The sequence below is a fragment of the Actinopolymorpha sp. B9G3 genome, assembly GCF_040120725.1.
Taxonomy (GTDB): Bacteria; Actinomycetota; Actinomycetes; order Propionibacteriales; family Actinopolymorphaceae; genus Thermasporomyces.
The window spans coordinates 168,342-194,135 of the sequence record NZ_JBEEAB010000005.1 but is presented as its reverse complement, the minus strand read 5'-3'; the positions used below and the strand labels follow the sequence as shown (position 1 = coordinate 194,135).

General features: G+C 68.1%; 23 protein-coding genes. 11 read left to right on the top strand and 12 right to left on the bottom strand.

Annotated elements, in window-relative coordinates; all coding sequences use genetic code 11:
• The first annotated feature begins 15 nt into the window (after positions 1-15).
• The 8 genes from pknB to aroF all read left to right on the top strand — a co-directional run bounded on the left by pknB (position 16) and on the right by aroF (position 9,249).
• Positions 16-1,986: a Stk1 family PASTA domain-containing Ser/Thr kinase gene (pknB, locus tag ABNF93_RS11505; RefSeq protein ID WP_349327934.1), complete on the top strand. Its 1,971-nt coding sequence runs from the start codon at positions 16-18 to the stop codon at positions 1,984-1,986.
• The gene (locus ABNF93_RS11500; protein WP_349327933.1) at positions 1,983-2,858 is read left to right on the top strand and encodes a deoxyribonuclease IV; all 876 of its coding nucleotides are present in this window, start codon (positions 1,983-1,985) and stop codon (positions 2,856-2,858) included. Before pknB ends, ABNF93_RS11500 begins: the two co-directional genes overlap by 4 nt.
• Complete coding sequence (locus tag ABNF93_RS11495; RefSeq protein ID WP_349327932.1) at positions 2,855-3,805, top strand: DMT family transporter; 951 nt, start codon at positions 2,855-2,857, stop codon at positions 3,803-3,805. Before ABNF93_RS11500 ends, ABNF93_RS11495 begins: the two co-directional genes overlap by 4 nt.
• Before the next feature lie 179 nt (positions 3,806-3,984).
• The gene (locus ABNF93_RS11490) at positions 3,985-4,938 is read left to right on the top strand and encodes a carbohydrate ABC transporter permease (RefSeq protein ID WP_349327931.1); all 954 of its coding nucleotides are present in this window, start codon (positions 3,985-3,987) and stop codon (positions 4,936-4,938) included.
• A 60-nt stretch (positions 4,939-4,998) separates the two neighbouring features.
• Positions 4,999-5,898 (top strand): carbohydrate ABC transporter permease, encoded by a 900-nt coding sequence (locus tag ABNF93_RS11485; RefSeq protein WP_349327930.1) that lies wholly within the window; start codon positions 4,999-5,001, stop codon positions 5,896-5,898.
• Between the two features lie 19 nt (positions 5,899-5,917).
• Entirely contained in the window at positions 5,918-7,255 is a 1,338-nt protein-coding gene (locus ABNF93_RS11480; protein ID WP_349327929.1) for an ABC transporter substrate-binding protein, read from the top strand.
• A 114-nt stretch (positions 7,256-7,369) separates the two neighbouring features.
• A complete protein-coding gene (locus tag ABNF93_RS11475; protein ID WP_349327928.1) occupies positions 7,370-7,984 on the top strand; it encodes a molybdopterin-dependent oxidoreductase in 615 nt (204 codons plus the stop codon).
• 227 nt (positions 7,985-8,211) lie between these two features.
• Positions 8,212-9,249 carry a 3-deoxy-7-phosphoheptulonate synthase gene (gene aroF / locus ABNF93_RS11470; RefSeq protein ID WP_349327927.1) on the top strand — a complete coding sequence of 346 codons (1,038 nt, stop codon included), beginning with the start codon at positions 8,212-8,214 and terminating at the stop codon, positions 9,247-9,249.
• Positions 9,250-9,253: 4 nt separating this feature from the next.
• Here aroF and add read toward each other — a convergent pair whose 3' ends face one another.
• Genes add through ABNF93_RS11450 form a run of 4 tightly spaced genes read right to left on the bottom strand, consistent with a single transcriptional unit; the run spans position 9,254 to position 14,901 of the window.
• On the bottom strand, positions 9,254-10,309 hold the full coding sequence (gene add, locus ABNF93_RS11465; protein ID WP_349327926.1) for an adenosine deaminase: 1,056 nt from the start codon (positions 10,307-10,309) through the stop codon (positions 9,254-9,256).
• Positions 10,310-10,331: 22 nt separating this feature from the next.
• Positions 10,332-11,387: a threonine aldolase family protein gene (locus ABNF93_RS11460; protein ID WP_349327925.1), complete on the bottom strand. Its 1,056-nt coding sequence runs from the start codon at positions 11,385-11,387 to the stop codon at positions 10,332-10,334.
• A 56-nt stretch (positions 11,388-11,443) separates the two neighbouring features.
• Positions 11,444-13,447, bottom strand: coding sequence for an ABC transporter permease (locus ABNF93_RS11455; protein WP_349327924.1), 2,004 nt, complete (start codon positions 13,445-13,447; stop codon positions 11,444-11,446).
• Entirely contained in the window at positions 13,444-14,901 is a 1,458-nt protein-coding gene (locus tag ABNF93_RS11450) for an extracellular solute-binding protein (RefSeq protein ID WP_349327923.1), read from the bottom strand. The genes ABNF93_RS11455 and ABNF93_RS11450 overlap by 4 nt, the downstream gene beginning before the upstream one ends.
• Before the next feature lie 487 nt (positions 14,902-15,388).
• On the opposite strand from ABNF93_RS11450, the gene ABNF93_RS11445 reads away from it, so the two are divergent.
• Entirely contained in the window at positions 15,389-16,210 is an 822-nt protein-coding gene (locus ABNF93_RS11445) for an RraA family protein (protein WP_349327922.1), read from the top strand.
• Complete coding sequence (locus tag ABNF93_RS11440) at positions 16,207-17,487, top strand: mandelate racemase/muconate lactonizing enzyme family protein (RefSeq protein WP_349327921.1); 1,281 nt, start codon at positions 16,207-16,209, stop codon at positions 17,485-17,487. The genes ABNF93_RS11445 and ABNF93_RS11440 overlap by 4 nt, the downstream gene beginning before the upstream one ends.
• A 34-nt stretch (positions 17,488-17,521) precedes the next feature.
• Here ABNF93_RS11440 and ABNF93_RS11435 read toward each other — a convergent pair whose 3' ends face one another.
• From ABNF93_RS11435 to ABNF93_RS11400, 8 genes are all read right to left on the bottom strand, one after another.
• Positions 17,522-18,850: a class II 3-deoxy-7-phosphoheptulonate synthase gene (locus ABNF93_RS11435; protein ID WP_349327920.1), complete on the bottom strand. Its 1,329-nt coding sequence runs from the start codon at positions 18,848-18,850 to the stop codon at positions 17,522-17,524.
• 30 nt (positions 18,851-18,880) lie between these two features.
• Positions 18,881-19,906, bottom strand: coding sequence for a 6-phosphofructokinase (locus tag ABNF93_RS11430; RefSeq protein ID WP_349327919.1), 1,026 nt, complete (start codon positions 19,904-19,906; stop codon positions 18,881-18,883).
• Positions 19,907-20,009: 103 nt separating this feature from the next.
• On the bottom strand, positions 20,010-20,681 hold the full coding sequence (locus ABNF93_RS11425; RefSeq protein WP_349327918.1) for a response regulator: 672 nt from the start codon (positions 20,679-20,681) through the stop codon (positions 20,010-20,012).
• A 77-nt stretch (positions 20,682-20,758) separates the two neighbouring features.
• A complete protein-coding gene (locus ABNF93_RS11420) occupies positions 20,759-21,994 on the bottom strand; it encodes an RNA polymerase sigma factor (protein WP_349327917.1) in 1,236 nt (411 codons plus the stop codon).
• A gap of 66 nt (positions 21,995-22,060) precedes the next feature.
• Positions 22,061-22,384: a YciI family protein gene (locus tag ABNF93_RS11415; protein ID WP_349327916.1), complete on the bottom strand. Its 324-nt coding sequence runs from the start codon at positions 22,382-22,384 to the stop codon at positions 22,061-22,063.
• Between the two features lie 252 nt (positions 22,385-22,636).
• Positions 22,637-22,963 (bottom strand): dihydrofolate reductase family protein, encoded by a 327-nt coding sequence (locus ABNF93_RS11410; protein ID WP_349327915.1) that lies wholly within the window; start codon positions 22,961-22,963, stop codon positions 22,637-22,639.
• Positions 22,935-24,101 (bottom strand): MacS family sensor histidine kinase, encoded by a 1,167-nt coding sequence (macS, locus tag ABNF93_RS11405; protein WP_349327914.1) that lies wholly within the window; start codon positions 24,099-24,101, stop codon positions 22,935-22,937. The genes ABNF93_RS11410 and macS overlap by 29 nt, the downstream gene beginning before the upstream one ends.
• Positions 24,102-24,103: 2 nt before the next feature.
• Positions 24,104-24,865 (bottom strand): lysophospholipid acyltransferase family protein, encoded by a 762-nt coding sequence (locus tag ABNF93_RS11400; protein WP_349327913.1) that lies wholly within the window; start codon positions 24,863-24,865, stop codon positions 24,104-24,106.
• Positions 24,866-25,006: 141 nt separating this feature from the next.
• Between ABNF93_RS11400 and ABNF93_RS11395 the strand changes: the two genes are divergently transcribed.
• The gene (locus tag ABNF93_RS11395) at positions 25,007-25,783 is read left to right on the top strand and encodes an alpha/beta hydrolase (protein WP_349327912.1); all 777 of its coding nucleotides are present in this window, start codon (positions 25,007-25,009) and stop codon (positions 25,781-25,783) included.
• Positions 25,784-25,794 lie beyond the last annotated feature (11 nt).

Sequence of the window (25,794 nt, the reverse complement as noted above, 5' to 3'; positions counted from 1 at the left end):
CAGCGAGGCCCTCGCGTGGACGTAAGCGTCAGTGACCCCATGGTCGGTCGCCTGCTCGACGGCAGGTACCGGGTGGGGCGCCGCATCGCGCGCGGCGGCATGGCGATGGTCTACGAAGCCGTCGACACCCGGCTGCACCGCACGGTCGCGCTCAAGATGCTCCACGCCGGCCTGGCCGACGATGCCGACTTCGTCCGCCGCTTCCACCGCGAAGCGCGTTCTGCGGCCCGGCTGTCCCACCCCCACGTCGTGGCGATGTTCGACCAGGGCGAGGACGACGGCACGCCCTACCTCACGATGGAGTACGTACCCGGCCGGACGTTGCGCCACGAGCTGTCCAGCAGGGGTCGCCTTGATCCTCGGGAAGCGCTGACGTTCCTCGACCTGATCCTGCAGGCGCTCGCGACGGCACACGAGGCGGATTTGATCCATCGGGACGTGAAGCCGGAGAACGTCCTGCTCGGCGACGACGGTTCGGTCAAGGTCGCCGACTTCGGCCTGGCGCGCGCGGTCTCGCAGGCGACGAGCACGGCGACGCAGGGGCTGCTCATCGGCACCGTCTCCTACCTCGCGCCCGAGCAGCTCACCCACGGCGCGGCAACCGCGCGTGGCGACGTCTACGCGGCCGGCATCATGCTCTACGAGATGCTCGTGGGGGCCAAGCCGCACGACGGCGACTCGCCCATCCAGGTGGCGTACAAACACGTCAACGATGACGTCCCACCGCCGTCGCAGGCCGTGCCCGGGATTCCGGCGTACGTCGACGGTCTGGTCCTGCGCGCGACCGCGCGCGACCCCAATCAGCGTCCCGCCGACGCGCGGGCGTTTCTGCAGTTGGTCCGGCGGGCGCGCAGCGCGCTCGGGCAGGGGGTCGACGACGCGCAGCTCACCCAGGATCTCGGGATGGCCCAACGGCAGGGCCAGCCGTCGCAACCGCCGCGGGCCGAGCACACGTTGGTGGCGCCCATGGAGCCGATGCCGGCCGGGGCGCATCGTCAGGGGGGGCGGCTTGGTCCGTTCACCCCGAGTGGTGCCCCAGGCGTCGTCGGGGTCCGGCAACCTTCCTACGACGACGAGGACTACGAGGGTCGGCCACCGCCGCCCTGGTGGCGACGCCTCTGGGTCATCGGCGCGTTCGTCCTGGCTCTGTTCGTCGTGGCCGGCAGCGTCTGCTGGCTGGCCGCGGTGGGTCCGTTCACCCGCGTACCCGAGGTGATCGGCACGAGCAGGGCCGCCCTCCCGCAGCTAGGTGAGCGCTCCGGCGTGGTGTTCGTACCAAGGCTCGTCTTCCACGAGCAGGTACCCAAGGATCGCGTCATCCGTTCCATCCCCACCCGCGGCGAACGCATGTTCCGTGGCGGCACTGTCGAGGTCTGGGTATCCCGCGGACCGGAGCGTCATCTCGTTCCCACCGTCATCGGCATGACCGAACGTCGGGCCCGGAGGGTCGTCACGGGCGCCAACCTCGCAGTCGCTCCGATCCAGCAGGAGTACAACTCCGACGTCGAGGCCGGCCGGGTCATCCGTACCTCGCCCACCCCGGACACGCCACTTCGCCGCGACGCGCCGGTGACGCTGGTGGTCAGCAGGGGCCCGGAGCCGTTGTCCATTCCGTCCGTCGTCGGGCTCGAGATCACCCAGGCCACGACCACGCTGGAAGGGCTCGGGCTGACAGTGGCGAGATCCGACGCATTCTCCGACACTGTGCCACCGAACGCGGTCATCAGCCAGGACCCGCAGCCGGGTCAGGGCCATCGCGGCGACACGGTGAATCTCGTCGTGTCCAAGGGCCCGGAGTTCATCCCCGTGCCAGACGTCGTACGCATGGGCGAGGAGGAGGCGACGAAGGCCTTGACCGATGCGGGCTTCGAGGTCGAGGTACGCCAGTCCTCGCTCTACCTCGGCATGAACGTCATCGCGAGCCAGAACCCGCCGGCCGGACAGCCGACGCGGGTGGGGTCCACGATCATCCTCGAGAAGGTGTGAGCCTGCCTCTACGCCCCATCGGTTCTCACGTACCGGTCTCGGGCGGACTCGTGAAGGGCGCGTTCCGGGTGGCCAGCGGGATCGGCGCCTCGGCGCTCCAGGTCTTCGTCGGCAACCCGCGCGGGTGGGCCCTCGCACACGGCGACCCGGCGCAGGACCATGCGTTCCGGGACCAGTGCGCGGAGGCAGGGTTTCCGGCGTACGTCCACACGCCGTACCTCGTCAACCTCGGCTCGCCCACAGCCACGACCGTGCGGCGGTCGCTGGACTCGATCGCCCACAACCTCGCCCGCGGGCACCGTATCGGCGCGCGGGGCGTCGTCGTCCACACCGGTTCATGCGTCGCGCAGGGCGGCTTCGACCAGGCGATGCGGCAGGTGCGGGAGGGGCTGCTGCCGCTGCTGGACAAGCTCCCGGACGACGGGCCCACGCTGCTGTTGGAACCGACCGCCGGACAGGGACAGTCGCTGTGCGCCGGCGTCGACCAGTTGCCCGCCTATCTGGACGCTCTCGAACGCCATCCGAGGCTCGGCATCTGTCTCGACACCTGTCATGTCTTCGCCGCGGGCGCACCGCTCGACCGGCGGCGAGGCATGACGCGCACGCTCGACACGCTGGTGGAGACGATCGCACCGGTACGCCTGGAGCTGGTGCACGCGAACGACTCCAAGGACCCGTGCGGCAGCTTCCGCGACCGGCACGAACGGATCGGTCAGGGCCACATCGGCAAGGCGGCGTTCGGTGAGTTGCTCCGCCATCCCGCCGTTCAGGGCGTTCCGCTCATCGTGGAGACGCCGGGCGGCAAGGACGCCTGGGCCGAGGACATCGCGCTGCTCCGCAGGCTCGCCGCACGGAAACGCCGGTCCCGATGACCGGGCCACCCCCTGACCTGCGTACGCCTCACACGGCCGGAGAGGCGTCGGCACCCGAACGGCTGGACCGCGGGTCCCTGCTCGCCGTCCTCGGCCTGCTGGCGGTGACTGCGACCTGGGGATCGACGTTCTTCCTCATCAAGGACCTCGTCGTGCGGGTGCCGGTGCCGGACTTCCTCGCGGTGCGGTTCGCCGTCGCAGCCGCCGTCCTCGGGCTCCTCGCGGCCAAGAGCGTCCGCCGACTCTCCCCACCCACCCGCCGCCGCGGCATCGCCCTGGGCGCCGTCTACGGCTTCGCCCAGATCCTGCAGACCGAAGGGCTCGCGCACACGTCGGCGTCGGTGAGCGGCTTCGTCACCGGGATGTACGTCGTCATGACACCGCTGCTCGCCGGCGTGCTGCTGCGGCAGCGGATCGGCCGGGCCGCCTGGCTGGCGGTGTGTCTCGCCACTGTCGGGCTCGCGGTCCTGGCGCTGCGCGGTTTCGCGTTCGGCTACGGTGAGACGCTCACGCTCCTGTCCGCAGCGTTGTACGCCCTGCACATCGTCGGTGTCGGCGCCTGGACGAGCAGACGAGACGCGCTCGGGCTCTCGGTCGTCCAGCTGGCGATCATTGCGGTGGTGTGCGGTGTCGCTGCGCTGCCGGGCGGCATCGCGGTGCCTGACCGGACCGGCGACTGGGCGTCGTTGCTCTACATGGCACTCGTCGCCGGGGCGTTCGCGTTGGTGACCCAGACCTGGGCGCAGGCGCACCTCACCGCGACGCGGGCCGCCGTCATCATGTGCATGGAGCCGGTCTGGGCCGCCGGTTTCGCCGTCGCGATCGGCGGAGAGCTCGCGACTGTGCGGATGGTGGCCGGCGGCGGACTCATCCTCGCCGCGATGTACACCGCCGAGTTGGCGCCGGCACGCTCGCCGCGAGCGCGGTCGACCACCACGCCTTGCTGACGTTGTAAGGACGTCCACCTTCGGCTACGACAATGGCTTGAAAACTTTCGGTCCGGCGGCCATTCTCAACGCTGAGTCCCACCTGGGAACGTGCCCACAAGGTTCGCGCAGGCAGCGTCCCGTGTCCGACGAGGATCCGGCGAAACGCGCCGTCACGAGCACGCTCGAAAGGTACGACGTTGACTGCCACGACCGATGTTGCGACGAGTCCGAACCGCCCGACCACCGGGACGCCGATCCGGACCGCATGGAGTCCGCGGGAGAAGTCCAACCTCCGCAAGGCCCTGCTGTTCATCAGCCCGTGGATCGTCGGTGTCCTCGCCTTCGTGCTGTATCCGATCGTCTACTCGTTCGCCCTCAGCCTGACGAAGTACTCCGGGATGCAGGCACCCGAGTGGTTCGGCGTCGGTAACTACGTGCGACTGGTCCAGGATCCGCTGGTCTGGACCTCGATCTACAACACGCTCTTCTACTCCGGCTGGGCGGTGCCTATCGGTCTGGTCGTCGCCCTGCTGCTCGCCCTGGCGATGAACCGGCCGGTGCGGGAGGTGGCGTTCTACCGCACCGCGTTGTACATACCATCGCTCGCACCGATCTTCGCGCTGTCGTTCATCTTCATCGTGCTGGTGAATCCGGGCACGGGCATCGTCAACCAGTTCTTCGGGCTGTTCGGCGCACCGCCGACGGACTATCTCGCCGATCCGACGACCGCGAAGATCGTCATCGTCGCCACCGCACAACTGGGTGCGGGAAACGCGGCGCTCATCTTCCTCGCCGGGCTCAACAACATCCCGCAGACGTTGTACGAAGCCGCGCGGATCGATGGAGCCAACGCCTTCCAGTCGTTCTTCCGGATCACGATTCCGCTTCTCACACCGGCGATCCTGTTCAACCTCATCACGGGAATCAGTGGCGGCCTGCAGGTCTTCACCCAGGCGTACATCATGACGCGAGGTGGCCCCAGCAACGGCACGTTGTTCTACATGTACTACCTCTACAAGAACGCCTTCAGCTATGCCGAGTTGGGCTATGCATGTGCGCTCGCTCTCATCCTGTTCCTTGCCGGGGTGGTGCTCGCCGTGGCGGTCTACCAGGTGTCGAGGCGCTTCGTGAACTACGAGGTCGCCACCTGACGTCATTCAGGCAGCCCTGTTCGGCACCTCGTCGCGCGCCCGAGAGAAGAGGACTTCAGCATGGCACTCCAGACCGACACCGGCATCGAGTCCCCACGTCACGACAGTGGTCCGGTGCTGTCCGCGCGTTCGCGTGCGGTGCGCAGAGCCTGGGACAAAGTAGGCAACCGCATCTTCCTGGTGGCGATGGCGGCCCTGTTCCTGCTGCCGTTGTACTGGATGATCGCAACGGCACTGAAGTCGAACGAAGAACTCGCGACGACACCGCCGACGATCGTGCCGGACAGTTGGAAGTGGAGCAACTTCGTCGAGGCGTTCCAGACGATCCCGTTCGCGACGTACTTTTCCAACTCGGTCATCATCACCGTGCTCGGGGTGATCGGCTCGGTGGTCTCGAACCTCATCGTGGCGTACGGCTTCGCGTGTATCGACTGGCGCGGGCGCGACAAGGTGTTCTACATCGTCCTTGCGACGCTGTTCATCCCGTTCCCGATCGCGATCATCCCGACGTTCGATCTCTTCGCCTGGTTGGGGTGGATCAACACGTTCCTGCCGCTCGTCGTCCCGCACTTCCTCGCGAGTGCGTTCTTCGTCTTCCTGCTGCGGCAGTTCCTGCTCCAGGTACCGCGGGAACACCTCGACGCCGCACGCGTCGACGGCGCGAACGAATGGCAGATCCTGTGGCGCGTGGTGTTCCCGATGGCGCGACCGGCGGTCGCCGCCGTCGCGATCTTCGCCACTGTCGACTCCTGGAACGACTTCATGGGACCGCTGCTGTATCTGCAGGACGAGGCGAAGCAGACCCTCGCCATCGGACTCGAGGCGTTCAGGAGTACGCACGATGTGCAGTTCAACCTGCTGATGGCGGCATCGGTGATGATCGTGGCCCCGCTCGTCATCTTGTTCTTCGCGTTCCAGAAATACTTCATCCGCGGTATCACGCTCGGCAGTTTCAAATAGGAGAGGACACCCTCGAAAGATGAGAACTCCCCGTATCCGTCCTCGCCGACTCGTGCTCGCCGCGCTCGCGCTGGTCATGGTCGCGGCGACCGGCGCCGCCTGTTCGAACGACCGCGGCGACAACGAGCTTCTGGTCTGGACCTCGCTCGGTGGCGAGATCGACATGAAGCCGCAACAGGAGATCATCGCCGAGTTCGAGAAACAGAATCCCGGCGTGCACGTGCAGATCGTGCCGAAGGCAGGTCGGTTCACCGGTGACAACACCGCCCTCATCGCGGCCGTCCGCGCGAACGAACCACCTAACGTCTTCATCACCGACCGGTTCACTGTCGCGAACCAGGCGTCGACCGGTCTGCTCGCCAACCTCACGCCGTTCGTCGAGGCCGACGGAGAGAACCTCCCGGACAACTACCTTCCGTTCGCGATCGACGAGGCTTCCTACAACGGCGACCTCTATGCCTTGCCCTTCGACACCGACGCGCGCGGCCTTTACTACAACAAGGAGACTCTCCGCGAGGCCGGCGTAGATCCCGAGGTGCTGGACCCTTCGAACGGCCCGCCCACGATCGATGAGGTCCTCGAGATCGCGGAGCAGGTCAACGAGACCGACGAGAAGGGCAACTACACCCGGATGGGCATGATCCCGTGGGACGGTCAGGCGTTCCACGCGACCTGGGGGCTCATCAACAATGCCAAGTGGTACGACAACGACTCCTGCGAGATCACCGTGCAGTCGCCAGGTTGGGAGAAGACGTTCGGGTTGTTCCAGGCCTGGGCGGAGAAGTTCGACTACCAGAAGGTGTCGGCGTACCTCGCGACCTACCGCCCGCCGAACGCCGACCCGACCACGTCGCCGTTCTACACCGGCCGGCTGGCGATGGCGATCGACGGTAACTGGAGCCTGGCCAGCATCAAGCAGTACGCACCCGACCTCGACTACGGGGTGACGTACATGCCGGTACCAGAAGAGGGTGACGAGCCGATGACCTGGGCCGGCGGCTTTGCCCTCGTCATGCCCAAGAACGTGCAGAACCCCGACCTCACGTGGAAGTTCATGAAGTTCTACGCCGGCGAGGAGGGTCAGCGGATCTATGCCAAGGGCGCCAGCAAGATCCCGACCTGGAAGTCGCTCATCGATGACAAGAGTGTCACCGGCGAACAGGGAATCTTCCCGAGCATGATGCCGTACGCGACCAACCGGCCGGCGTTGCCCGTGGGTGCCCAGATCTCCGACGCGATGAGCGCCGCACAGTCCAGCGTGCTGCTCGGCGAGGTCACACCGGAGGAAGCGCTTCAGCAGGTCCAGGATCGGGTGGGCCCGCAGATGAAGCAGTTCTGCCCGTTCACCTTGAGCTGACGAGCCGCTGGGAAGGCCGGCCATCAGGCCCTGCTGCACGCTCCGTCCCAGCATCTGAGAGCATGGGTTTTCGTGCAGGGTCGGCGCGGTGACACAGACGGCACGACGAGCACCGTGACGGAGATCGACGTCCGTCGCGGGGTTCCGGCGGGCCATCGCGTCGCCAGTGAGTGGCGGGTCTCCCACTACGGGCCGGTTCCCCGGCGTACCGACCCTGGCGGCTGGGACCTCCGGATCAGCGGTGCCACGGCCTCGGGCCACGACCATCTGCTCGGTCTGGCCGCTCTCGAGGCCCTTCCGCGGGTCCGGGTACACGCCGATCTGCACTGCGTCAGCGGTCACACCGTGCTCGACCTGTGCTGGTCGGGCATACCCACCACGGCGCTCTTCGACCTGATTCCGCCACGCGAGGACGTACGTTACGTGATGGCCTGGGCGCAGTTCGGTTACTCCGCCAACCTGACGCGGGCCGACTTCGCCGCCGAGGGGTCGTTGCTCGCCACCCACGTCGCCGACCGTCCGCTCGAGCCCGAACGCGGTGGCCCGCTCCGGCTCGTCGTCCCGCACCTGTACTCGTGGAAGGGCCCGAAGTGGCTCCGTCAGATCGAGTACCTCACCCAGGACAGGCGCGGGTTCTGGGAGGAACGCGGCTACCACAACTCCGGCGACCCGTGGACTGGGCGGCGCTACTCCCATCAGGAGGAGACCGGCGAGGGCCCTCCCCTCTGACCGGCGCCAGTCCCTCCGGCCGGCGTCAGTCGTTGATTCGTCAAGCATTGTTAGGGGTTCACCACTGCGCGCCTGTCCAACGTGGCAAGGGACACGTGGCCTGATTGTGACCATCAGGCGCGTCCGGATCCCGGACGACCATGCCAGTAGGTGAGAGCGCACGGATACGCTCCACTCCTCGAGCGGCACGCAGGTCCGCCGCTAGTGGTATGGGAGGCCCACCTGTCATGGTGGTCGTCATGGCGCCGGGCGCACCGGAGGAACAGGTCGATGCGGTCGTCGCACGGATCGAGTCCACGGGCAGCCAGGCATTCGTCAGTCGAGGGGTGCTGCGCACCATCATCGGCGTGGTGGGCGACGCCGCGGACTGCTACGAACTCAACCTGCCGGTGATGCCGGGAGTCTCGACGGTGCTGCGGGTGTCAGCGCCCTACAAGCTCGTCAGCGCCCAGGCGCACACGGGACGTTCTGTCGTGCAGATCGGTCCGCCCGGACACCAGGTCTCGATCGGGCCTGGCACGTTCACGCTGATCGCCGGGCCGCCGGCCATCGAGAGCCCGGAGCAGGCCCTGGGAGCCGCCCGGCTGGCGGCAGCCGCCGGCGCGACAGTCCTTCGTGGGGGCGTGCACAACGCACGAACGCTGCCGCCGGGCTTCCCGAGCCAGGGCGAGGCGGGGCTGAAGGTGCTCGCCAACGTCCGCGACACGACCGGTCTGCTGATCGCGGTCGAGGTCGTCGACCCCGGTGACGTCGATCTCGTCTCGTCCTACGCCGATCTGCTCCAGGTCGGCGCCGCCCACATGCAGAACCTCCCGCTCCTCGACAGCGTGGGTCGATCCGGCCGGCCGGTCCTGCTCACCCGCGGCCGGCAGGCCACGGTCGACGAGTGGCTGATGGCGGCGGAGTTCGTCGCCCAGCGCGGCAACCTCGCCATCGTGCTCTGCGAGGGCGGGATCCGTACGTTCGAGACCGCGACCACCGCCACTCTCGATCTCGGGGCGATTCCGCTCGCCCAGCAACTCTCCCACCTGCCGGTGATTGTCGACCCGTCCCGCGCCTGCGGCCGGCGCGACCTGGTGGTGCCGCTCGCCCGGGCGGCCATCGCGGTCGGCACCGACGGGCTTCTGGTCGATGTTCATCCCGACCCGGAGAACGCTCTCGTCGACGGGCGCCAGTCCTTGGCCGGAGCCGAGCTGCGTGAGCTCGCCTCCGCCGTACGTCAGTTCCCCCGGATGCTCAACCGGTCCCCCACGGCCGCGGGCTAGGTGGCTAGGGCGCGCCCCGACGCACGGGCTCGCTCGTGGAGACCTGGGGTCCGGCAGCTACCGCGTCGATCTCCGCCAGCAGGCGCTCACGCAGCGGCTCCTCACACAGGGCGGCTCGAACGCCGGTGCGAGCGATCTGGACAAGGCAGGCCTGGGTCAGCCCGAAGACGGTGGCGGCTCGCACGTACTCGTCGTTCAGCTGCGCACCGAACATCCCCGGGTCGTCGGTCGAGAGGGTGACCGGCACACCGTGGTCGAGGAACCTCGGCAACGGATGGACCTCCCAGGACGCCACCGCCCTCGTCCGGACGTTGGATGTCGGGCACATCTCCACGGTGATCCGGCGTTCCCGCAGGTGGTCGAGCAGCCGCGGATCGGAGACCGCACCGATCCCGTGCCCGATCCTTGCCGCACCCAGGTCGTGGATCGCCGACCAGACGCTGGCCGGTCCCGTCGTCTCTCCCGCGTGCACGACGCTCGCGAGTCCAGCCTCGCGGGCGAGAGTGAAGTGCCGGCGGAACTGCGCCCGTCCGACGCCCACCTCCAGACCGCCGAGGCCCAGCGCGACCAGGCCGGCCGGGCGATGCCGCAGGGCGAACGCCACCGTCTCCCATCCGCTCCGCTGGCCCTCGCCTCCGGCGATGTCGAAGATCCAGTTGAGGCCGACACGGTGCTCCGCCGCCGCCAGTTCGCGGCCCTGGGTGAGCGCCTCGGCAAGCTCGTCCGGGGCGATCCCGGCCCGCAGGTGCGAGGTCGGCGTGACGGTGACCTCGGCATACCGGACGTTGTTGCGGGCCGCGTCGCGCGCGAGCCCGACGACCAGGGCGACGATGTCAGCGCTGGTGCGGACGAGGCCACTCACGACGCCGTAGACGGCCAGGAAGTGTGGGAAGTCGCGGAACTCGTAGTAGGCCGCCAGCGCGGCTCGTTCGGTGGGAACGCCGGCGTCCGGGTGGCGACGCGCCAGCTCCAGCACCGTCTCGACGGACGCGGAACCCACCAGGTGCAGATGAAGCTCGACCTTGGGCAGGGAAGCGACAGCTGACATGACGTCCGACATGGGTGGGACCTCCGCTGGTCACTTACTCCGCGAGTATGCGGGCGAGCACGTCACCGGCCCGCTTGCACGCGTCCGCGTCGACGTCGAGGTGGGTGACGAGCCGGATCGTCGACGGGCCGAGCACGGACACCAGGACCCCTTCGGCGCGCGCCTGCAGAGCTACGTCTCCCGCGGCCAGTCCCAAACCCGCGATGTCGAGAACCACGATGTTGGTCTCGACATCGGCCAGGTCGACAAGGCCCCGGCGGGCGTCGGCGAGCGTTTCGGCGAGGGCCCGCGCATGGGCGTGATCTTCGGTGAGCCGCTCGACGTGGTGGTCGAGTGCGTACGATCCGGCGGCCGCCAGGACGCCGGCCTGCCGCCATCCCCCACCGAGCCGCTTGCGCCAGACCCGGGCCTCGGCTATCTGGTCCGTCGTACCGGCCACGAGCGAGCCGACCGGAGCACCCAGCCCCTTCGACAGGCACACTGAGACCACGTCGGCGAGAGCGGCGTACTCGCCGAGTGGTGTACCGGTCGCCACGCTCGCGTTCCACAACCGGGCACCGTCGAGATGGACGCCGACACCGGCCGACCGCGTGATGGCGCGCAGCTTGCGGAGGGGATCCAGCGGCTGGATGCTGCCGCCGCCGAAGTTGTGGGTGTTCTCGACCGACACTCCCGCGGTCGACACGAAGTACGGACCGGCTTTGGGCGCCAGCAGCGTCTGCACGGCACCGAGGTCGAGCAGGCCGCGTGGATGGGACCAGGTGCGGGTGGTGATGCCGAAGATCGCCGCGTGTGCCCCCAACTCGGCCCGGGCGATGTGGGCCCGTGACTCGCACAGAACCTCCTCGCCAGGTCGCACCAACGAACGGACGGCGAGCAGGTTGGCCATCGTCCCGGTGACCGTGAAGAGCGCGGCCTCCTTGCCGAGCAGGTCCGCGACCCGCTCCTCCAGGCCACGACAACCCGGATCCTCGGCATAGACGTCGTCGCCGACCTCCGCCCGCACCATCGCTGTCCGCATGCCGGGGGTCGGTGTGGTGACCGTGTCGCTGCGGAGGTCGATCACGTCCTGGGAAGTCTGAGTGGCCACGACGGCACCGTAACCGATGCCGTCGTGGCCACCGCCCTGTCACCCCAGGGCCACCGTCATCCCTTCACGGCGCCGACGGAGAGACCCTCGACGAGGAACCGCTGTGCGTAGGCGTAGGCAAGCACCACCGGGACGCTGATCAGGATCGACGCCGCCGAGAGTTGACCCCACGGCACGATGTCGCCGACGATCATCTGCTGGAGACCGAGTGGAAGCGTCTTCAGGCTCTCGTCGGTGAGGAACACGAAGGCGAACAGGAACTCGTTCCACGCGTTCGTGAGTGTGAAGAGCCCGACCGCCAACAACGCCGGCTTGGCGAGCGGAAGGATGATCAGCCGGAACGCCTGCATCCTGGTCGCACCATCGGTCATCGCCGCCTCCTCCAGCTCGAACGGGATTCCCCGGAAGTAGCCCATGAGGAACCAACAGGCGAAGGGCAACGCGAACGTCGGATACGTCAGGAACAGCGCTCCGAGGTTGTCGATCAGGTGCAGGTTGCTGACGATCCCGTAGAGGGGGATGAACAGCAGGGCGCCCGGCATCACATAGGTCAGCAGGACCGACCCGGTGATCGTCGGTGCGCCACGGAACCTCAACCTGGCAAGGGCGTACGCCGCCAACGCCGCCACGCTCACCGCAACCACAGTGGTCACCAGGGCCACCACCAACGTGTTGCGGAACCATGTGCCGAACGGATTTTCCGCCAGCAGGTTGAAGAACTGGTCGCTGGTCCACGGCGTCGGCCAGAGCATGCTGACCCGGCTGGTCATCTGCAGGTCCGTCTTGAACGCCGTGATGATCATCCAGTAGATCGGCGCCAGAACGAAGAACAGCAGGCCCGCCAGCGCGATCCACAACGGAACTCGCCCGAGGCGGTTGCCGCTCAGTCCCTTGTTGCCGACCTGCGTCAGCACCTCCGAGGCCTTGGCACATCCGATACCGAAGCCGATGAGGATCGCCACCCCGACAGCCGCCTTCACGAAGAGCTGTGGGTCGAGCTTGACCAACAGAGCCGTGAAGGCCACCCCCACCGTCCAGAGGATAGGCCGACTGATCCGTGCGAAGAACCGCGCGACCATGCCATCGCCGTTGCCCGTGCCCGTACCGCCGCGCAGGTACCGTGCGAGGACGAAGATCAGCACCGCGGTGAACGGCAGCAGGATCACCGCCGCGGCCGAGCCGAGGCCGAGTTGGAGCTGCTGGATCGCTGTCTGGTAGGCGAAGATGGTGTACAACGCTGTCGAGCCGGCCGGGCCGCCCTGGGTGAGCAACCACACCGAGTCGAAGTTGTTGAACGTCCAGATCGTCGACAGCAACACCGTGACCAGCATGACGTACTTCAGGCCGGGCAGTGTGACATGGATGAACCTTCGCCACGCCGACGCGCCGTCGACCGCGGCCGCTTCGTACAGTTGGCTGTCGATCGCCTTCAGGCCGGCGAGGAAGTTGATGGTGAAGAAGGGAATCCCCTTCCAGGTGTTCACCATCACCACCGACGCCATCGCGAGGTCCGGGTCTGCGAGCCAGGTCGTCGGCCACTGCGGCAGCACATGAAGGTCGGCGAGCAACGGCCCCAGGTGAAGCTGGTTCAGCAGGTAGTTCAAGCTGCCGAACAGTGGGTCGAAGATCGACCGCCAACTCACCGCGGCCACCACCGTGGGGATCACCCACGGCAGGAGGACGAGCCCCGTGACCAGGGACCGCCCCTTCCTGAGGTTGTGCAGGAGAAGCGCCGCGATCAGCCCGGCGCTCACCTTGAAGACCTCGGAGTAGGCGGTGTAGACGATCGTGTTGGACACCGAACGACCGAAGAACGGGTCGCCGAACAACCTGACGTAGTTGTCGAACCCGACGAAAACGTTGTCGGCGCCATGGCGGGCCGTGAAGCTGAGCCTGATCGCGTCGAGGAACGGGATCGCGATCAGGCCCACCAACAGCAGCACCATCGGGCCGACGAACGGGTAACCCACCCGCCAGTCCGCACCGAGGAGCCGCCGAGTCCTGACGACCGCACCTGACTGTGGACGTGCAGGACGGACTTCACGGAGCGCACTGCTCACTGCTTGAACCCCAGCTGCTCGAACGCCTGGACCATCCGCTTGTGGGCGTTCTCCACGGCGGCCTCGACCTCGACACCCTTCTGGATGATCTCGCCCATCATGTCGGTGAGGATGTACGCCTGCCCGACGGCTCCTCGACCTGGACTCGCGTCCTGCGGGAAGTGGTAGCCCGTCGTGGTCTCGATCGGCAGCTCCTTCGTGGCCAACTCGTAAGTGGGCTTGAAGATCGGGTCCCCTTCGAGGTAGAAGGGGTCGGAGTTCCAGACCTTCTCGTATGCCGGGTAGACCAACGCACCGGCGTCCTTCGCCAACGGGAGCAGACCATCACCCGAGGCGAGGTACTTCGCCACGATCTTGGCAAGGTCGGGGTTCTTCGCGCCCTTGAAGATCACGAACGCCATGACTCCCGCCGTCGTGAGCGAGACGTCGGTCGCCGGTCCAGCGAACCCCGGGAAGGTCCACGTCACCGGGTGGACGGCGTTGCCGGTCGTCATGGCCTCGGCATAGATGCTGTAGGAGTTGAGCGTGAAACCGGTGACCCCGGCGAGATAGGCCTCGTTGTTGCCCGTGTCGGTCCAGCTCATGACACCGGGTGGCAGCATCGGCTTGTACTTGTCCGAGGTGTAGATCTCGGACAGGAAGCGGACGGCCTCGATGGTCTCCCGAGAGTTGAAGACGACCTTCCCGCCCTCGTCATCGCTGATTCCGCCACCGTAGGCGTTGATCAGCGATTCGACGAGTCCGTTGGCGTCACCGCCGCGGTTGACGGTGAGACCCCAGCCGTAGCGTTGCTGGTCGGGGTTGGAGATCTCGAGAGCCGCGTCGCGGGCGTCTTCAAAGGTCTTGATGTCCTCGTAGGCGATGCCCTTCTCCTCCAGCCAGTCCTTGCGCGCGAACACGCCGGAACCCATGGTGTAGAAGGGGATTCCCCACCACTTGCCGTCGATCACCAAGGCGTATTCAGCGGTACCGCCGGCGGGCCCGTGCTGTGCCACCAGCTCGTCCACGACGTCCGTCACGTCCTCGATGAGGTCGAGCTCCTGCATCTGCGAGACGAACCGCCCCGCGTCGACCGAAGCCATGTCCGCGACGTTGCCGGCTCTGACGGCAGCCTGCTGCTTGGCCACGAAGTTGCCCTCGTCGGCATTGAACGTGGCGTTCTTGACTGTCGTCTTCGTGTCCTTGGCGAAGGTCTGGAGGATGTTCTCCACTGCGGTGTTCGCCTTGTCGAAGTACTGCCGCGTCGACAACGTGCGGGTCGTCTGGCCTTCGAAGTCCTTGGCCTCGTCGAGCAGCTTCTTCGGCACCGACGCGTTCGATGCCTGCGGCGGAGCGTTTCTCGTCTTACTTGCCTCGGTCCGGCACGCCGCCACGCCGGGTACGGCAAGGGCCGCGCCCACCAATCCCGCTCGGGCGAGGAATCGACGGCGATCCAAGCTCGCTGGACGTTCCATGAGCACACCTCTCACGTACACCTTCAGGCGTCGAGGCCGTCCGACTCACTGGGTACGCACCAGCCGGGCTAACCGAGTGGCCGTCTGTTCAGTGAGGATGGAGCGGGCCAATCGACGAAACTTTCGAACTGTCGGGGGTGGATCCACACTGGGTGGCGTCACCATAGTGACCCCGGCGCGTAATTACCAGATCCTTTGGTAAAGCGGCCGCAACTCAGCAGGTCGAGGCCATACTTCGCGGCAACACACCTGAAGTCCGGAAGGTGTTCATGCGCTGGGCGCATGGACCTCCATAAGAGATCGACATGTTCGTCCGAGCGTGTGCACGGACCGAAGCCTGCGAAAGTTTCGTTCCGCAGTCGAGCTGGTTGCGACGCCAGGCTCGTCGACCCCGACATCGTGACCGATCTCGGAAGACCGAGGGGTCGTCCGTGGCCGCGTGAGATGCTGAAGCGTCGACGACCGACTACGGAGGTCCCTTCTTTTCATGCGCATCCAACCCACCCCTGACCACCTCATCGAGCTCACCCGTGAGTGGTCGGGCGAGCGTTTCGCCGACGGCCGACCGCGGGTTCCCGACGACGTGCTCGACCGGCTCCGACTCGCCACCACGGAAGAGGCGTGGGGCACCCTGCTGCGCGCGGGCTACGATCGCCAGTTCGCCGGTGGATGGCGCGAGACCCATCCCGGCACGATCCTCGTCGGCCGGGCGGTGACGTCACAGTTCCTTCCGCATCGGCCCGACTACGACGCGGCAACCGTCACGGCGGGGGCACGGGAGGGCCATCTCGCCCCCGACAAGCAGAACTCCTGGATCATCCAGACGCTGCAGCAGGGCGACGTGATGGTCACCGACATCTTCGGCAAGGTGAAGGAGGGCACGGTCGTCGGCGACAACCTGAGCACGGCGGTCGCCGCCCGCACCGGAGTCGGAGCGGTCATCCATGGTGGTATCCGCGACTACCAGGGAATCGTGGAGCTGAAGGATGTCAACTTCTTCTTCCGGGACGTCGATCCGACACCGATCCGGCACGTGACCCTCGCGGGAATCAACATCCCGGTCCGCATCGGGGAGGCGACCGTGCTGCCCGGCGACGTCGTCCTCGGTACGCCGAGCGGGCTGGTCTTCATTCCGCCGCACCTCGCCGAGAAGGTCGCCGAGTCCAGTGAGAACATCCGGACCCGCGACGTGTTCGGAAAGCTCCGCCTCGCCGAAGGCGTCTACACCAGCGCCGAGATCGACGTCGGCACCTGGCCGGACCACATCGAGGAGGACTTCCAGCAGTGGAAGAAGGAGCAGCAGCAGTGACCGAGGATCCCGAGCAGCTGCTGGACAATGTCACCACCCATTCCCGACCGAGTGACCTGCGCATCACCGATCTGCGGATCGCCACCCTGGTGGGGGTTCCGTTCCGTTCGACCATCATCCGGATCGACACCAACCAGGGGATCGCGGGTTTCGGCGAGGTACGCGACGGCGCGAGCAAGACCTTCGCCCTGCTGTTGAAGGCGAGACTGCTCGGCGAGAACCCCTGCAACGTCGACAAGTTGTTCCGCAAGGTCAAGCAGTTCGGCCACCATGCACGTCAGGCCGGTGGCGTGTGCGGGGTCGAGATGGCGCTGATGGACCTTGCCGGCAAGGCGTACGGCGTACCCGCGTACGCTCTCGCGGGCGGGAAGTTCCGCGACAGGGTGCTCTGTTACGCGGACACGCCACGTTCGCCGGACCCCACCGTGCTGGGCGAACGGCTCCTCGCCCGGCGCAAGCGTGGTTACCAGTTCCTCAAGTGTGACGTGGGAATCGACCTGCTCTGGGACGTGCCCGGCGCCCTCATCGCCCCACCGGGTGCACGCGAGTCAAGAGCGACGATGCATCCGTTCACCGGGATCCAGGTGACCGAGAAGGGTGCCGAACACCTCGCCGCGCACGTCTCCACCGTGCGCGACATCGTGGGCTACGACATCCCGCTGGCGGTCGACCACTTCGGCCACATCGGTGTCAACTCCTGCTTGCGGGTGGGCCATGCGCTCGAGCCGTTCACCCTAGCGTGGCTCGAGGACATGGTGCCGTGGCAGCTCACCGAGCAGTGGCGCGAACTCACCACCCAGCTGAACACGCCCACCTGTACCGGCGAGGACATCTACCTCGCCGAGAACTTCCGGCCGCTGCTCGAACGTGAGGCCATCCGGGTCGCGCACCCCGACCCGGCCACCTCCGGTGGCATCCTCGAGACCAAGAAGATCGGTGACCTCGCCGAGGAGCACGGCGTCGCGATGGCGCTGCACATGGCCGGCACGCCGATCGCCACCCTGGCGAGCGTGCACATCGCCGCGGCGACCAACAACTTCCTGGCGCTCGAACACCACGCGGCCGACATCCCGTTCTGGAGCGACCTCGTGACGGGGTTGCCCAACCCGCTCGTCGAGGACGACGGGCACATCGCGGTGCCCGACAAACCCGGCCTCGGATTCGACGACATCAACGAGGAGCTGTTCCGCGAGCACCTCGACCCCGCCGACACGACGTTCTTCGCCGACTCCTCGACCTGGGACGGCGAACTCCTCCGCGACCGGCTCTGGAGCTGAGCTCCGCCTCGTCATGCCACCGGGCGTGAGGTTCTCACGCCCGGTGCAGCATCTCCGCGACGAGGAACGCCAGCTCCAACGACTGCGCACGGTTGAGGCGCGGGTCGCACACGGTTTCGTACCGGTGGACGAGATCGGCCTCCTCCAGCGCATGCCCGCCACCCACGCACTCGGTGACCTCGTCACCGGTGAGCTCGACGTGCAGGCCGCCCGGCACTGTGCCGAGTGACCTGTGGACCTCGAAGAAGCCCTCCACCTCGTCCATCACGTCGGAGAAGCGCCGGGTCTTGTAGCCGCTGGGCGTCTCGAAGGTGTTGCCGTGCATCGGGTCGCACACCCACGCGACGGTCGCCCCGCTGGCGGTGACCTTCTCCACCAACGGCGGCAGGGCGTCGCGGACCTTCCCCGCACCCATCCGGGTGATGAACGTCAGCCGGCCCGGCTCGCGATCAGGGTCGAGCGCGTCGATGAGCGCCAGGGCGTCCTCGGGTGTGCTCGTCGGGCCGAGCTTCACCCCGACCGGGTTGCGGATCCCCTTCGCGAACTCCACGTGCGCGCCGTCGACCTGGCGGGTGCGCTCGCCGATCCAGAGGAAGTGACCGGAGCAGTCGTACGGCGTTCCGGTGCGGGAGTCGATCCGGGTGAGCGCGTCCTCGTAGTCGAGCAGCAGCGCCTCGTGGCTCGCGTAGAAGTCGACCGAGTGGAACTCGGCCGGGTCTGCACCACAGGCGTGCATGAACGAGATGGCCCGGTCGATGTCGCGGGCCATGCGGTCGTAGCGCTCCCCCACCGGGCTGTCGCGTACGAAGTCGGTGTTCCAGGCGTGCACCTGCCGCAGGTCGGCCTCGCCACCGATGACGAACGCGCGGGCGAGGTTGAGGGTGGCCGCGGACGAGTGGTAGGTACGCACCAGCCGGTCCGGGTCGGGCGCCCGGTCCTCAGGTGTGAACGCGAAGCCGTTGACCGCGTCGCCGCGATAGGCGGGCAGCTCCACTCCCGCCCGGGTCTCGGTCGGCTTCGACCGCGGCTTGGCGTACTGTCCGGCGATCCGGCCCACCTTCACGACCGGCACGCTGCCGGCGTAGGTGAGGACGACCGCCATCTGCAGGATCGTGCGCAGCTTGTTCCGCAGCGCGTCGGCGCCCACCCCGTTGAACGTCTCGGCGCAGTCGCCGCCCTGCAGGAAGAACGCCTTGCCGGTGGCGACGTCGGCGATCCTCGCCTTGAGCGAGTCGCACTCGCCCGCGAACACCAACGGCGGGAAGGTACGGAGCTGGGCGGCCGCGGCGTCCACGGCACCAGGGTCAGGCCACTCCGGCTGCTGGGCGGCCGGGAGCGCCCGCCACTTCTGACGGGAATTCACCCGGCAAGGTTACCGGTAGGGGGTCGGCGCTCAGCCGAACAGGACCCCCGCCTCGGCGTACAGGTCCGGCGTGACCACCTTCAGCTCGCGGGTCGCGTCGGCCAGCGGAGCGCGGACGATCTCCGTGCCGCGGAGGGCGACCATCTTGCCGAAGTCGCCGTCGTGGACCGCCTCGATCGCGTGGAGCCCGAACCGGGTGGCGAGCCAGCGGTCGAACGCCGTGGGCGTGCCGCCGCGCTGGGTGTGGCCCAGGACGACCGCCCGAGCTTCCTTGCCGGTGCGCTTCTCCAGCTCCTTGGCGACCAGGTCACCGATCCCGCCGAAGCGGACGTGCCCGAAGGCGTCGAGCTCCTCGCTGTGCAGGGCGTGCGTACCCTCCTTGGGCGTCGCGCCCTCGGCCACCACGATGATCGGCGAGAAGTTGGTACGGAACCGGCTCTCGACGTGCTCGACCACCTTGTCGATGTCGAACGGCTGCTCGGGGATGAGGATCACGTTGGCGCCGCCCGCGAGGCCGGAGTGCAGCGCGATCCAGCCGGCGTGGCGGCCCATGACCTCCACGACCACGATCCGGTGGTGAGACTCGGCGGTCGTGTGGAGCCGGTCGATGGCCTCGGTCGCGATGTTGACCGCGGTGTCGAACCCGAACGTGAAGTCGGTGGCGCCCAGGTCGTTGTCGATCGTCTTCGGTACGCCGACGACCTTGACGTCCAGCTCCGCGAGCTTCGTCGCCACCCCGAGGGTGTCCTCGCCACCGATGGCGATCAACGCGTCCACGCCACCCGAGGCCAGATTGTCCTTGATGCGCTCGACGCCGTTTTCGACCTTGAACGGGTTGGTACGCGAGGAACCGAGGATGGTTCCACCCCGCGGAAGGATTCCACGCACCTGTGGGATGCCGAGCTCGCTGGTGACGTTCTCCAGGGGGCCGCGCCAGCCGTCACGGAAGCCGAGGAACTCATAGCCGTACTCCCCGACGCCTTTACGGACGACGGCCCGGATGACCGCGTTCAGGCCGGGGCAGTCGCCACCCCCGGTGAGGACACCAACGCGCATGGACAGGTCCCTTCGCAATGACAGAACAAAGACCGCAAGAACAGGTCGACGTCGAGCCTAGACCCGGCAGTTGATGGCCCGTCGGCAGGGCGGGGATCCGGTGTCAGACGTCGGGTGATTCGTCGGGTTCGCCGTCGTCGAGGCCACTCTGCATGGCGTAGCGGACGAGCTCGACCCGGTTGTGCAGCTGCAGCTTGCGCAGGGTGTTCTGGACGTGGTTCTGCACCGTGCGGTGGGAGAGGACGAGCCGGTCGGCGATGGCCCGGTAGCTCAGGCCCTTGGCCACCAGTCGCAGGACCTCGGTCTCCCGCTCGGTGAGCTGGGGCGCGACGGGTTCGGCGACCCGCGAGGCACCGGAGAGGCGGCGGAACTCACCCAGCACCAGCCCGGCCAGGCCCGGGGTGAAGACGGCGTCGCCGTCGGCGGTTCGGCGTACGGCGTCGACGAACTCCTCCGGGGAGGCGGACTTGACGAGGTATCCGGTCGCGCCCGCCTTGACCGCGGCGAGGACGTCGCCCTGCTCCCCGCTGGCGGAGAGGATGAGGACGCGGCTGCCGGAGTTGGCCTCCAACAGCCGCCTCGTCACCTCGACGCCACCGAGCTCCGGAATCTGCAGGTCGAGGACCACGACGTCGGGTCTGGTGGCCTCCGCCCGGCGCAGCGCTTCCTCACCGGCTCCCGCCTCGGCGACCACGTCGAATCCCGCTTCGCTGAGATCGCGGGCGACCGCGTTGCGCCACATCGGGTGATCATCGACGACCATCACGCGGATCATGGTCCCCGACAGTACGCAAAACGGCCGGCGTCCTGCTAGTAGTACTTCGTCAGGTATGTCGGTTCGTGTGTTGTGCGCTACCCCAGCTGGTCGCGGCGGCGAGTCAGGTAGGCGGTCTCGGCGGTGTTGCCGGCCAGCTCGATGGCCTTGTCGTACGCCGCGCGCGACTTCTGACTGCGGCCCAGCCGGCGCAGCAGGTCGGCGCGGGTCGCGTGGTAGGCGTGATAGTCGGCCAACTTGTCCTCGAGACGGTCGACGGTCGCCAGGGCCACCTCCGGGCCGTCGAGCTCGGCGACCGCGATGGCCCGGTTGAGGGCGACGATCGGCGAGGAGTCGAGGCGGACGAGCTGGTCGTAGAGCGCGACGACCTGCGACCAGTCGGTGTCGCGTACGTCGCGGGCGGAGGTGTGCACGGCGTTGATCGCCGCGAGGATCTGGTAGGGACCCGGAGCCACCCCGGCGGCCAGCCGCTCCCGCACCAGCCGATGACCCTCGGCGACCATGCCTGCGTCCCAGGCCCCTCGGTCCTGCTCGTCGAGGGTGACCAGTTCGCCGCTGGTCGAAACCCGGGCGGTGCGGCGGGCCTCGGTGAGGAGCATCAGCGCCAGCAGCCCGGCCACCTCACCGTCGTCGGGCATGAGGGCACGGATCAGGCGGGTGAGCCGGATCGCCTCGGCGGTCAGGTCGTGGCGTACGGGATCGGTGTCGGGGCCGGTCGCCAGGTAGCCCTCGTTGAAGACGAGATACAGGACGGCGAGAACGCCGGACACACGCGCCGGGAGATCCTCCGCGGACGGCACCCGATAAGGGATGCGAGCCGCCTTGATCTTGGCCTTCGCGCGGGTGATCCGCTGCCCCATGGCGGTCTCCTGCACCAGGAAGGCACGGGCGATCTCGGGAACGGTCAGACCGCCGACCATGCGCAGCGTCAGCGCGACGCGGGTCTCCATCGCCAGCGCCGGGTGACAGCAGGTGAAGATCAGCCGGAGCCGCTCGTCGTCGATGGCGCCAAGCGGCTCGGGCGGGTCGTCGTCGGACAACATTTTCTGAGCCTCCTTCTGCTTGTCGCCGCGCTTGCTCTCGCGCCGGATCCGGTCGATCGCTTTGCGGTTGGCAGTGGTGGTCAGCCAGGCGCCGGGGTTGGGGGGTACGCCGTCGGCCGGCCACCGCTCGACGGCGGTCGCGAACGCCTCGGCCGCCGCCTCCTCGGCGATGTCGAGGTCGCCGAAACGTCTGGTCAGGGCGGCGACGACCCGCGCCCACTCCTCGTGGTGGGCCTGGGTGATCGCCTCCCGGACGTCGACCACGCTCATTGCGGGGTGGTCATTCCGGGGTCCCCGCGAAATCGTGGAGCGACGCGGAGCGGTTTCGTGAGGTGTTCACAGGAACGGCCGTACCTCGACCTTCCGGTTGCAGGCCTTCGACCCCTCGGCGGCGAGCCTGAGCGCCGCGTCGAGGTCGGGGGCCTCGATGATCCAGAAGCCGGCGAGGTACTCCTTCGACTCCAGGAAGGGCCCGTCGGTGAACACCGCCTCCCCACGCCGGTTGTCGATGACGGTGGCCGCGCTGGGCGCCGCGAGGCCGCCGGCGAAGACCCAGTGACCCTCCGCCTCGAGCCGGTCGTTGAACGCGTTGATGGCAGCCATCTCGTCCGGGGTGGCGAGGCCGGCCGTGTCGTGGATCACGGAAACCAGGTACTGCATCTGAAGATCATCTCCTGTGCTGTGGGGCGCCGCTCGTCGGCGGCCGCTCACCCGTGCTACGAACGTCTCTGCCCCGATCCGACACCCTTCCCGGACTTCTTTCGAGGACCTGCCGGTACGCCGGTGGTGAGCGATCCGACAGCGACGGTATCCCGTCCGGCGTTCGGGGTGGCCACGCCGCGGCGGTGGGTCGGAGGGCCCGGCGAGCGTGCCACGGCTGGGGCCCGCAGCGCGGCGCCTGTGTTACGTGCTTCAGGTGGCGTACTGCGGGCGCCCGATGGGCCGGTAGACCTGGAGCGTTACGCCCTTCGGCGTGGCCCGCGAGTCGACCAGGTCAAGCGCTGTGTCCGGGCCGGCATCGGGGAACAGCCGCGTCCCCTGGCCGACGACCACGGGACAGGTGAGCAGGATGATCTCGTCGACCAGCTGGTGGTCGAACAGCCAGCGGACCAGGCTGCCGCTGCCGTGCACCTGCAGCTCACCGGCCGGTTTGGCTTTCAGCTCGCGGGCTGCGGCCGCGACATCACCGGGCCCGCCTGACGAAGTCCTGCTAGGTCGCTGGCGCTGTGTCAGTTGCACGGGCGGCGGGCACCCGGGGGACGCGCAGCTCCCACTCGGTCCCCTCCCCCGCCGCACTCCGCGATGTAGCCGTCCCGCCGAGCTCCGCCAGCCGTCCGACGATGGAACGACTCACACCCATCCGCCCATCGGCCGCCGCCGCCTCGAGCCGGCCGGGCTGGATCCCCGGCCCGTCGTCGCGGACGCTCACGACCACGCCGTGCTCGTCGTCCTCGAGCAGCAGGTAGGTGCGCGCTCCCGCCGCGTGCTGGTCAACGTTGTCGAGGGCCGCCTTGACCGCGGCGACCAGCTCCCGGGCGACCTCCGAGGGCACGAGCACCGGTTCGGCAGGAGCGGCGACCGACACATTCGTGGCGGCGAACCCGGCGAGCTCCCGGGCCAGGTCGACCTGGCCGTGAGTGGCGGTCCCGAGCGGTTCGCTTCCACCCCGGATGAGGCTCCGCAACCGCTCCTCCTGCTCGCCGGCGGCCCGGCCAAGCTCCGCCGCCTCACCGCCGATCGCGAGTCCGCGCCGCTGGACGTAGGCGAGCACCTGCAGGACCCCGTCATGAACCGCGCGGGCGAGGCGTTCACGCTCCGCGGTTCTCGCGGCCAGCTCCGTCGCCCGGGCTCGCTCCGTGGCTGCCTGGCGGACCAGTGCGGACGTGTAGCCCACGACGAGGGCGGCCAGCAGCAGCAGGAACAGGTTGCCCAACGTGGAGTCGTTGATGACCGCCCGCGTCGACAGGTCGGCCGGGACGATCACCAGACCGGCAAGGACACCGCCCACCCAGCCCCGATGGATCGCCCATGCCAGGACCGGGGCCGTCACCCAGTACGTCGGGACGGTGAAGTCGTGCTGCTCCAGCATCTGCTCGCTCAGGATGTACGGCGTCGTGAGCAGCGCACCCACGGCCACCGCGAGGTCGGCGGACAGGACCTGCCACCGGCGCCTGCTCGGCGCGTCATAGGCCCAGCTGATGAGCAGAGTCCACGCGGCCATCACGCTCAGGACGAACCACACGGCCATCGGGTGCGCCAGCTCCGGCCAGCGCAGCAGGTTGACCGCCAGCGCCTGCGCGAGAAAGACGAACCTCAGGACCGCGAGGCCCTTCCACAACGACGCCGCCGGGTCAGGCCCCTCCGCGGGGTGAGCCACCCTCAGCTCGCCTTGCGTACGTCGGTCCCCGCACCCCGCTCGGCCCCGTCGTCGGTCGGTCCGGTGTCTGCGGACCGCCGCCTGCTCAGGGCCAGCTCGTCCTTGGCGCGCTGGGCGTAGACGTCGACGTACTCCTGGCCGGACAGCTCCATGAGCTCGTACATGATCTCGTCGGTCACCGAACGCAGGACGAAGCGGTCGTCTTCCATGCCTTCGTACCGGCTGAAGTCGAGTGGTTTGCCGATCCGTACGCCGGGTCGCATGATCTTGGGCAGCGCCTTGCCGGGCGGTTGCATCGTGTCGGTGCCGATCATGGCGACGGGGAGGACAGGCGCGCCGGAGGCGAGGGCGAGGCGGGCGACACCGGTCTTGCCCTTGTAGAGCCGCCCGTCGGGCGATCGGGTGCCCTCGGGGTAGATCCCGAAGATCTCGCCGCGCTGGAGGATCCGCAGGCCGGCGTCGAGGGCGAGTTGGCTGGCCCGGCCGCCGGTGCGGTCCATCGGCACCTGGCCGATGCCGCGGAAGAACAGTGCCGTCAGCCGGCCCTTGATGCCCACGCCGGTGAAGTACTCGATCTTCGCCGGGAACGTGATCCGCCGGGTCACCACCAGCGGGAGGAACACCGAGTCGACGAAGGACAGGTGGTTGCTCGCGAAGATGGCTGGACCTTCGCGAGGAACGTTCTCCAGACCTTCGACCCACGGCCGGTAGATGGTCTTCAGCAACGGTCCGAGGGCGAAGACCTTGAGGAACCAGTAGAACAAGTTCTCTCCTTCGTCTCCTGTTCGGCACCTTAGGCCGCTGCAGATCTCAGGGCAACGCCCGGTGGGTCACGGCGCGAATGTGGCTCAACGGATATTCTCGCAAGTCCCCAGCGTCGCGCGACTTCCCGAGGAGCACGCACCGTGCGAGTGCAGTCCCACGCCGAGCCGTTGTACGCCGGAACCGGCCGGACCGGCGCCCTGCTCTGCCATGGTTTCACCGGCTCTCCGCACTCGATGCGGCCCTGGGGCACCTATCTCGCCGAGCACGGCATGCGCGTCGCCGCGCCCCGTCTGCCGGGGCACGGCACGACGTGGCAGGACCTCAACCGCACCGGATGGCAGGACTGGTACGCCTGCGTCGAGCGGGAGTTCGTCCGACTCGCCGACGAATGCGACACGCTGATCGTCGGCGGCCAGTCCATGGGTGCGTGCCTCGCGCTCCGCCTGGCGCAGGTCCACGGTGACCGGATCGCGGGCGTCGTGCTCGTCAATCCGGCCCTGGGCAGCCGCGACATCCGGCTCCGGTCGCTTCCGCTGTTGCACCGGTTCGTCGCGTCGCTGCCCGCGATCGGACATGACATCCACAAGCCGGGCGCCCATGAGGGCGCCTACGACCGCACACCGCTGTCGGCACTGCACTCGCTCACCCAGCTGTGGCGTCTGGTCGCCGCCGAACTGCCGGCGGTGACCCAGCCGCTGCTGGTCTTCCGGTCTCTGCAGGACCATGTGCTCGACGGCTCCAGCATGCGCTTGTTACGAGCACGTGTCGGCTCGCGGGAGATCGAGGAACACAGCCTGGCCGACAGCTACCATGTCGCCACGCTCGACTATGACGCGCCGACGATCTACGCCGAGACGTGGGCATTCGTCGAGCGGCTGTGCCGGTCCCTTGGCAGGCCTGTCCCGGGTTGGGCCTGAGCGAGGGTCAG

Coding starts and splice junctions, on each gene's coding strand:
- ABNF93_RS11495 (WP_349327932.1), top strand. CDS start 2,855: ATGACCGGGCCACCCCCTGACCTGCGTACGCCTCACACGGCCGGAGAG.
- ABNF93_RS11485 (WP_349327930.1), top strand. CDS start 4,999: ATGGCACTCCAGACCGACACCGGCATCGAGTCCCCACGTCACGACAGT.
- ABNF93_RS11480 (WP_349327929.1), top strand. CDS start 5,918: ATGAGAACTCCCCGTATCCGTCCTCGCCGACTCGTGCTCGCCGCGCTC.
- aroF (WP_349327927.1), top strand. CDS start 8,212: ATGGTGGTCGTCATGGCGCCGGGCGCACCGGAGGAACAGGTCGATGCG.
- add (WP_349327926.1), bottom strand. CDS start 10,309: ATGTCGGACGTCATGTCAGCTGTCGCTTCCCTGCCCAAGGTCGAGCTT.
- ABNF93_RS11450 (WP_349327923.1), bottom strand. CDS start 14,901: ATGGAACGTCCAGCGAGCTTGGATCGCCGTCGATTCCTCGCCCGAGCG.
- ABNF93_RS11445 (WP_349327922.1), top strand. CDS start 15,389: ATGCGCATCCAACCCACCCCTGACCACCTCATCGAGCTCACCCGTGAG.
- ABNF93_RS11430 (WP_349327919.1), bottom strand. CDS start 19,906: ATGCGCGTTGGTGTCCTCACCGGGGGTGGCGACTGCCCCGGCCTGAAC.
- ABNF93_RS11425 (WP_349327918.1), bottom strand. CDS start 20,681: ATGATCCGCGTGATGGTCGTCGATGATCACCCGATGTGGCGCAACGCG.
- ABNF93_RS11420 (WP_349327917.1), bottom strand. CDS start 21,994: ATGAGCGTGGTCGACGTCCGGGAGGCGATCACCCAGGCCCACCACGAG.
- ABNF93_RS11415 (WP_349327916.1), bottom strand. CDS start 22,384: ATGCAGTACCTGGTTTCCGTGATCCACGACACGGCCGGCCTCGCCACC.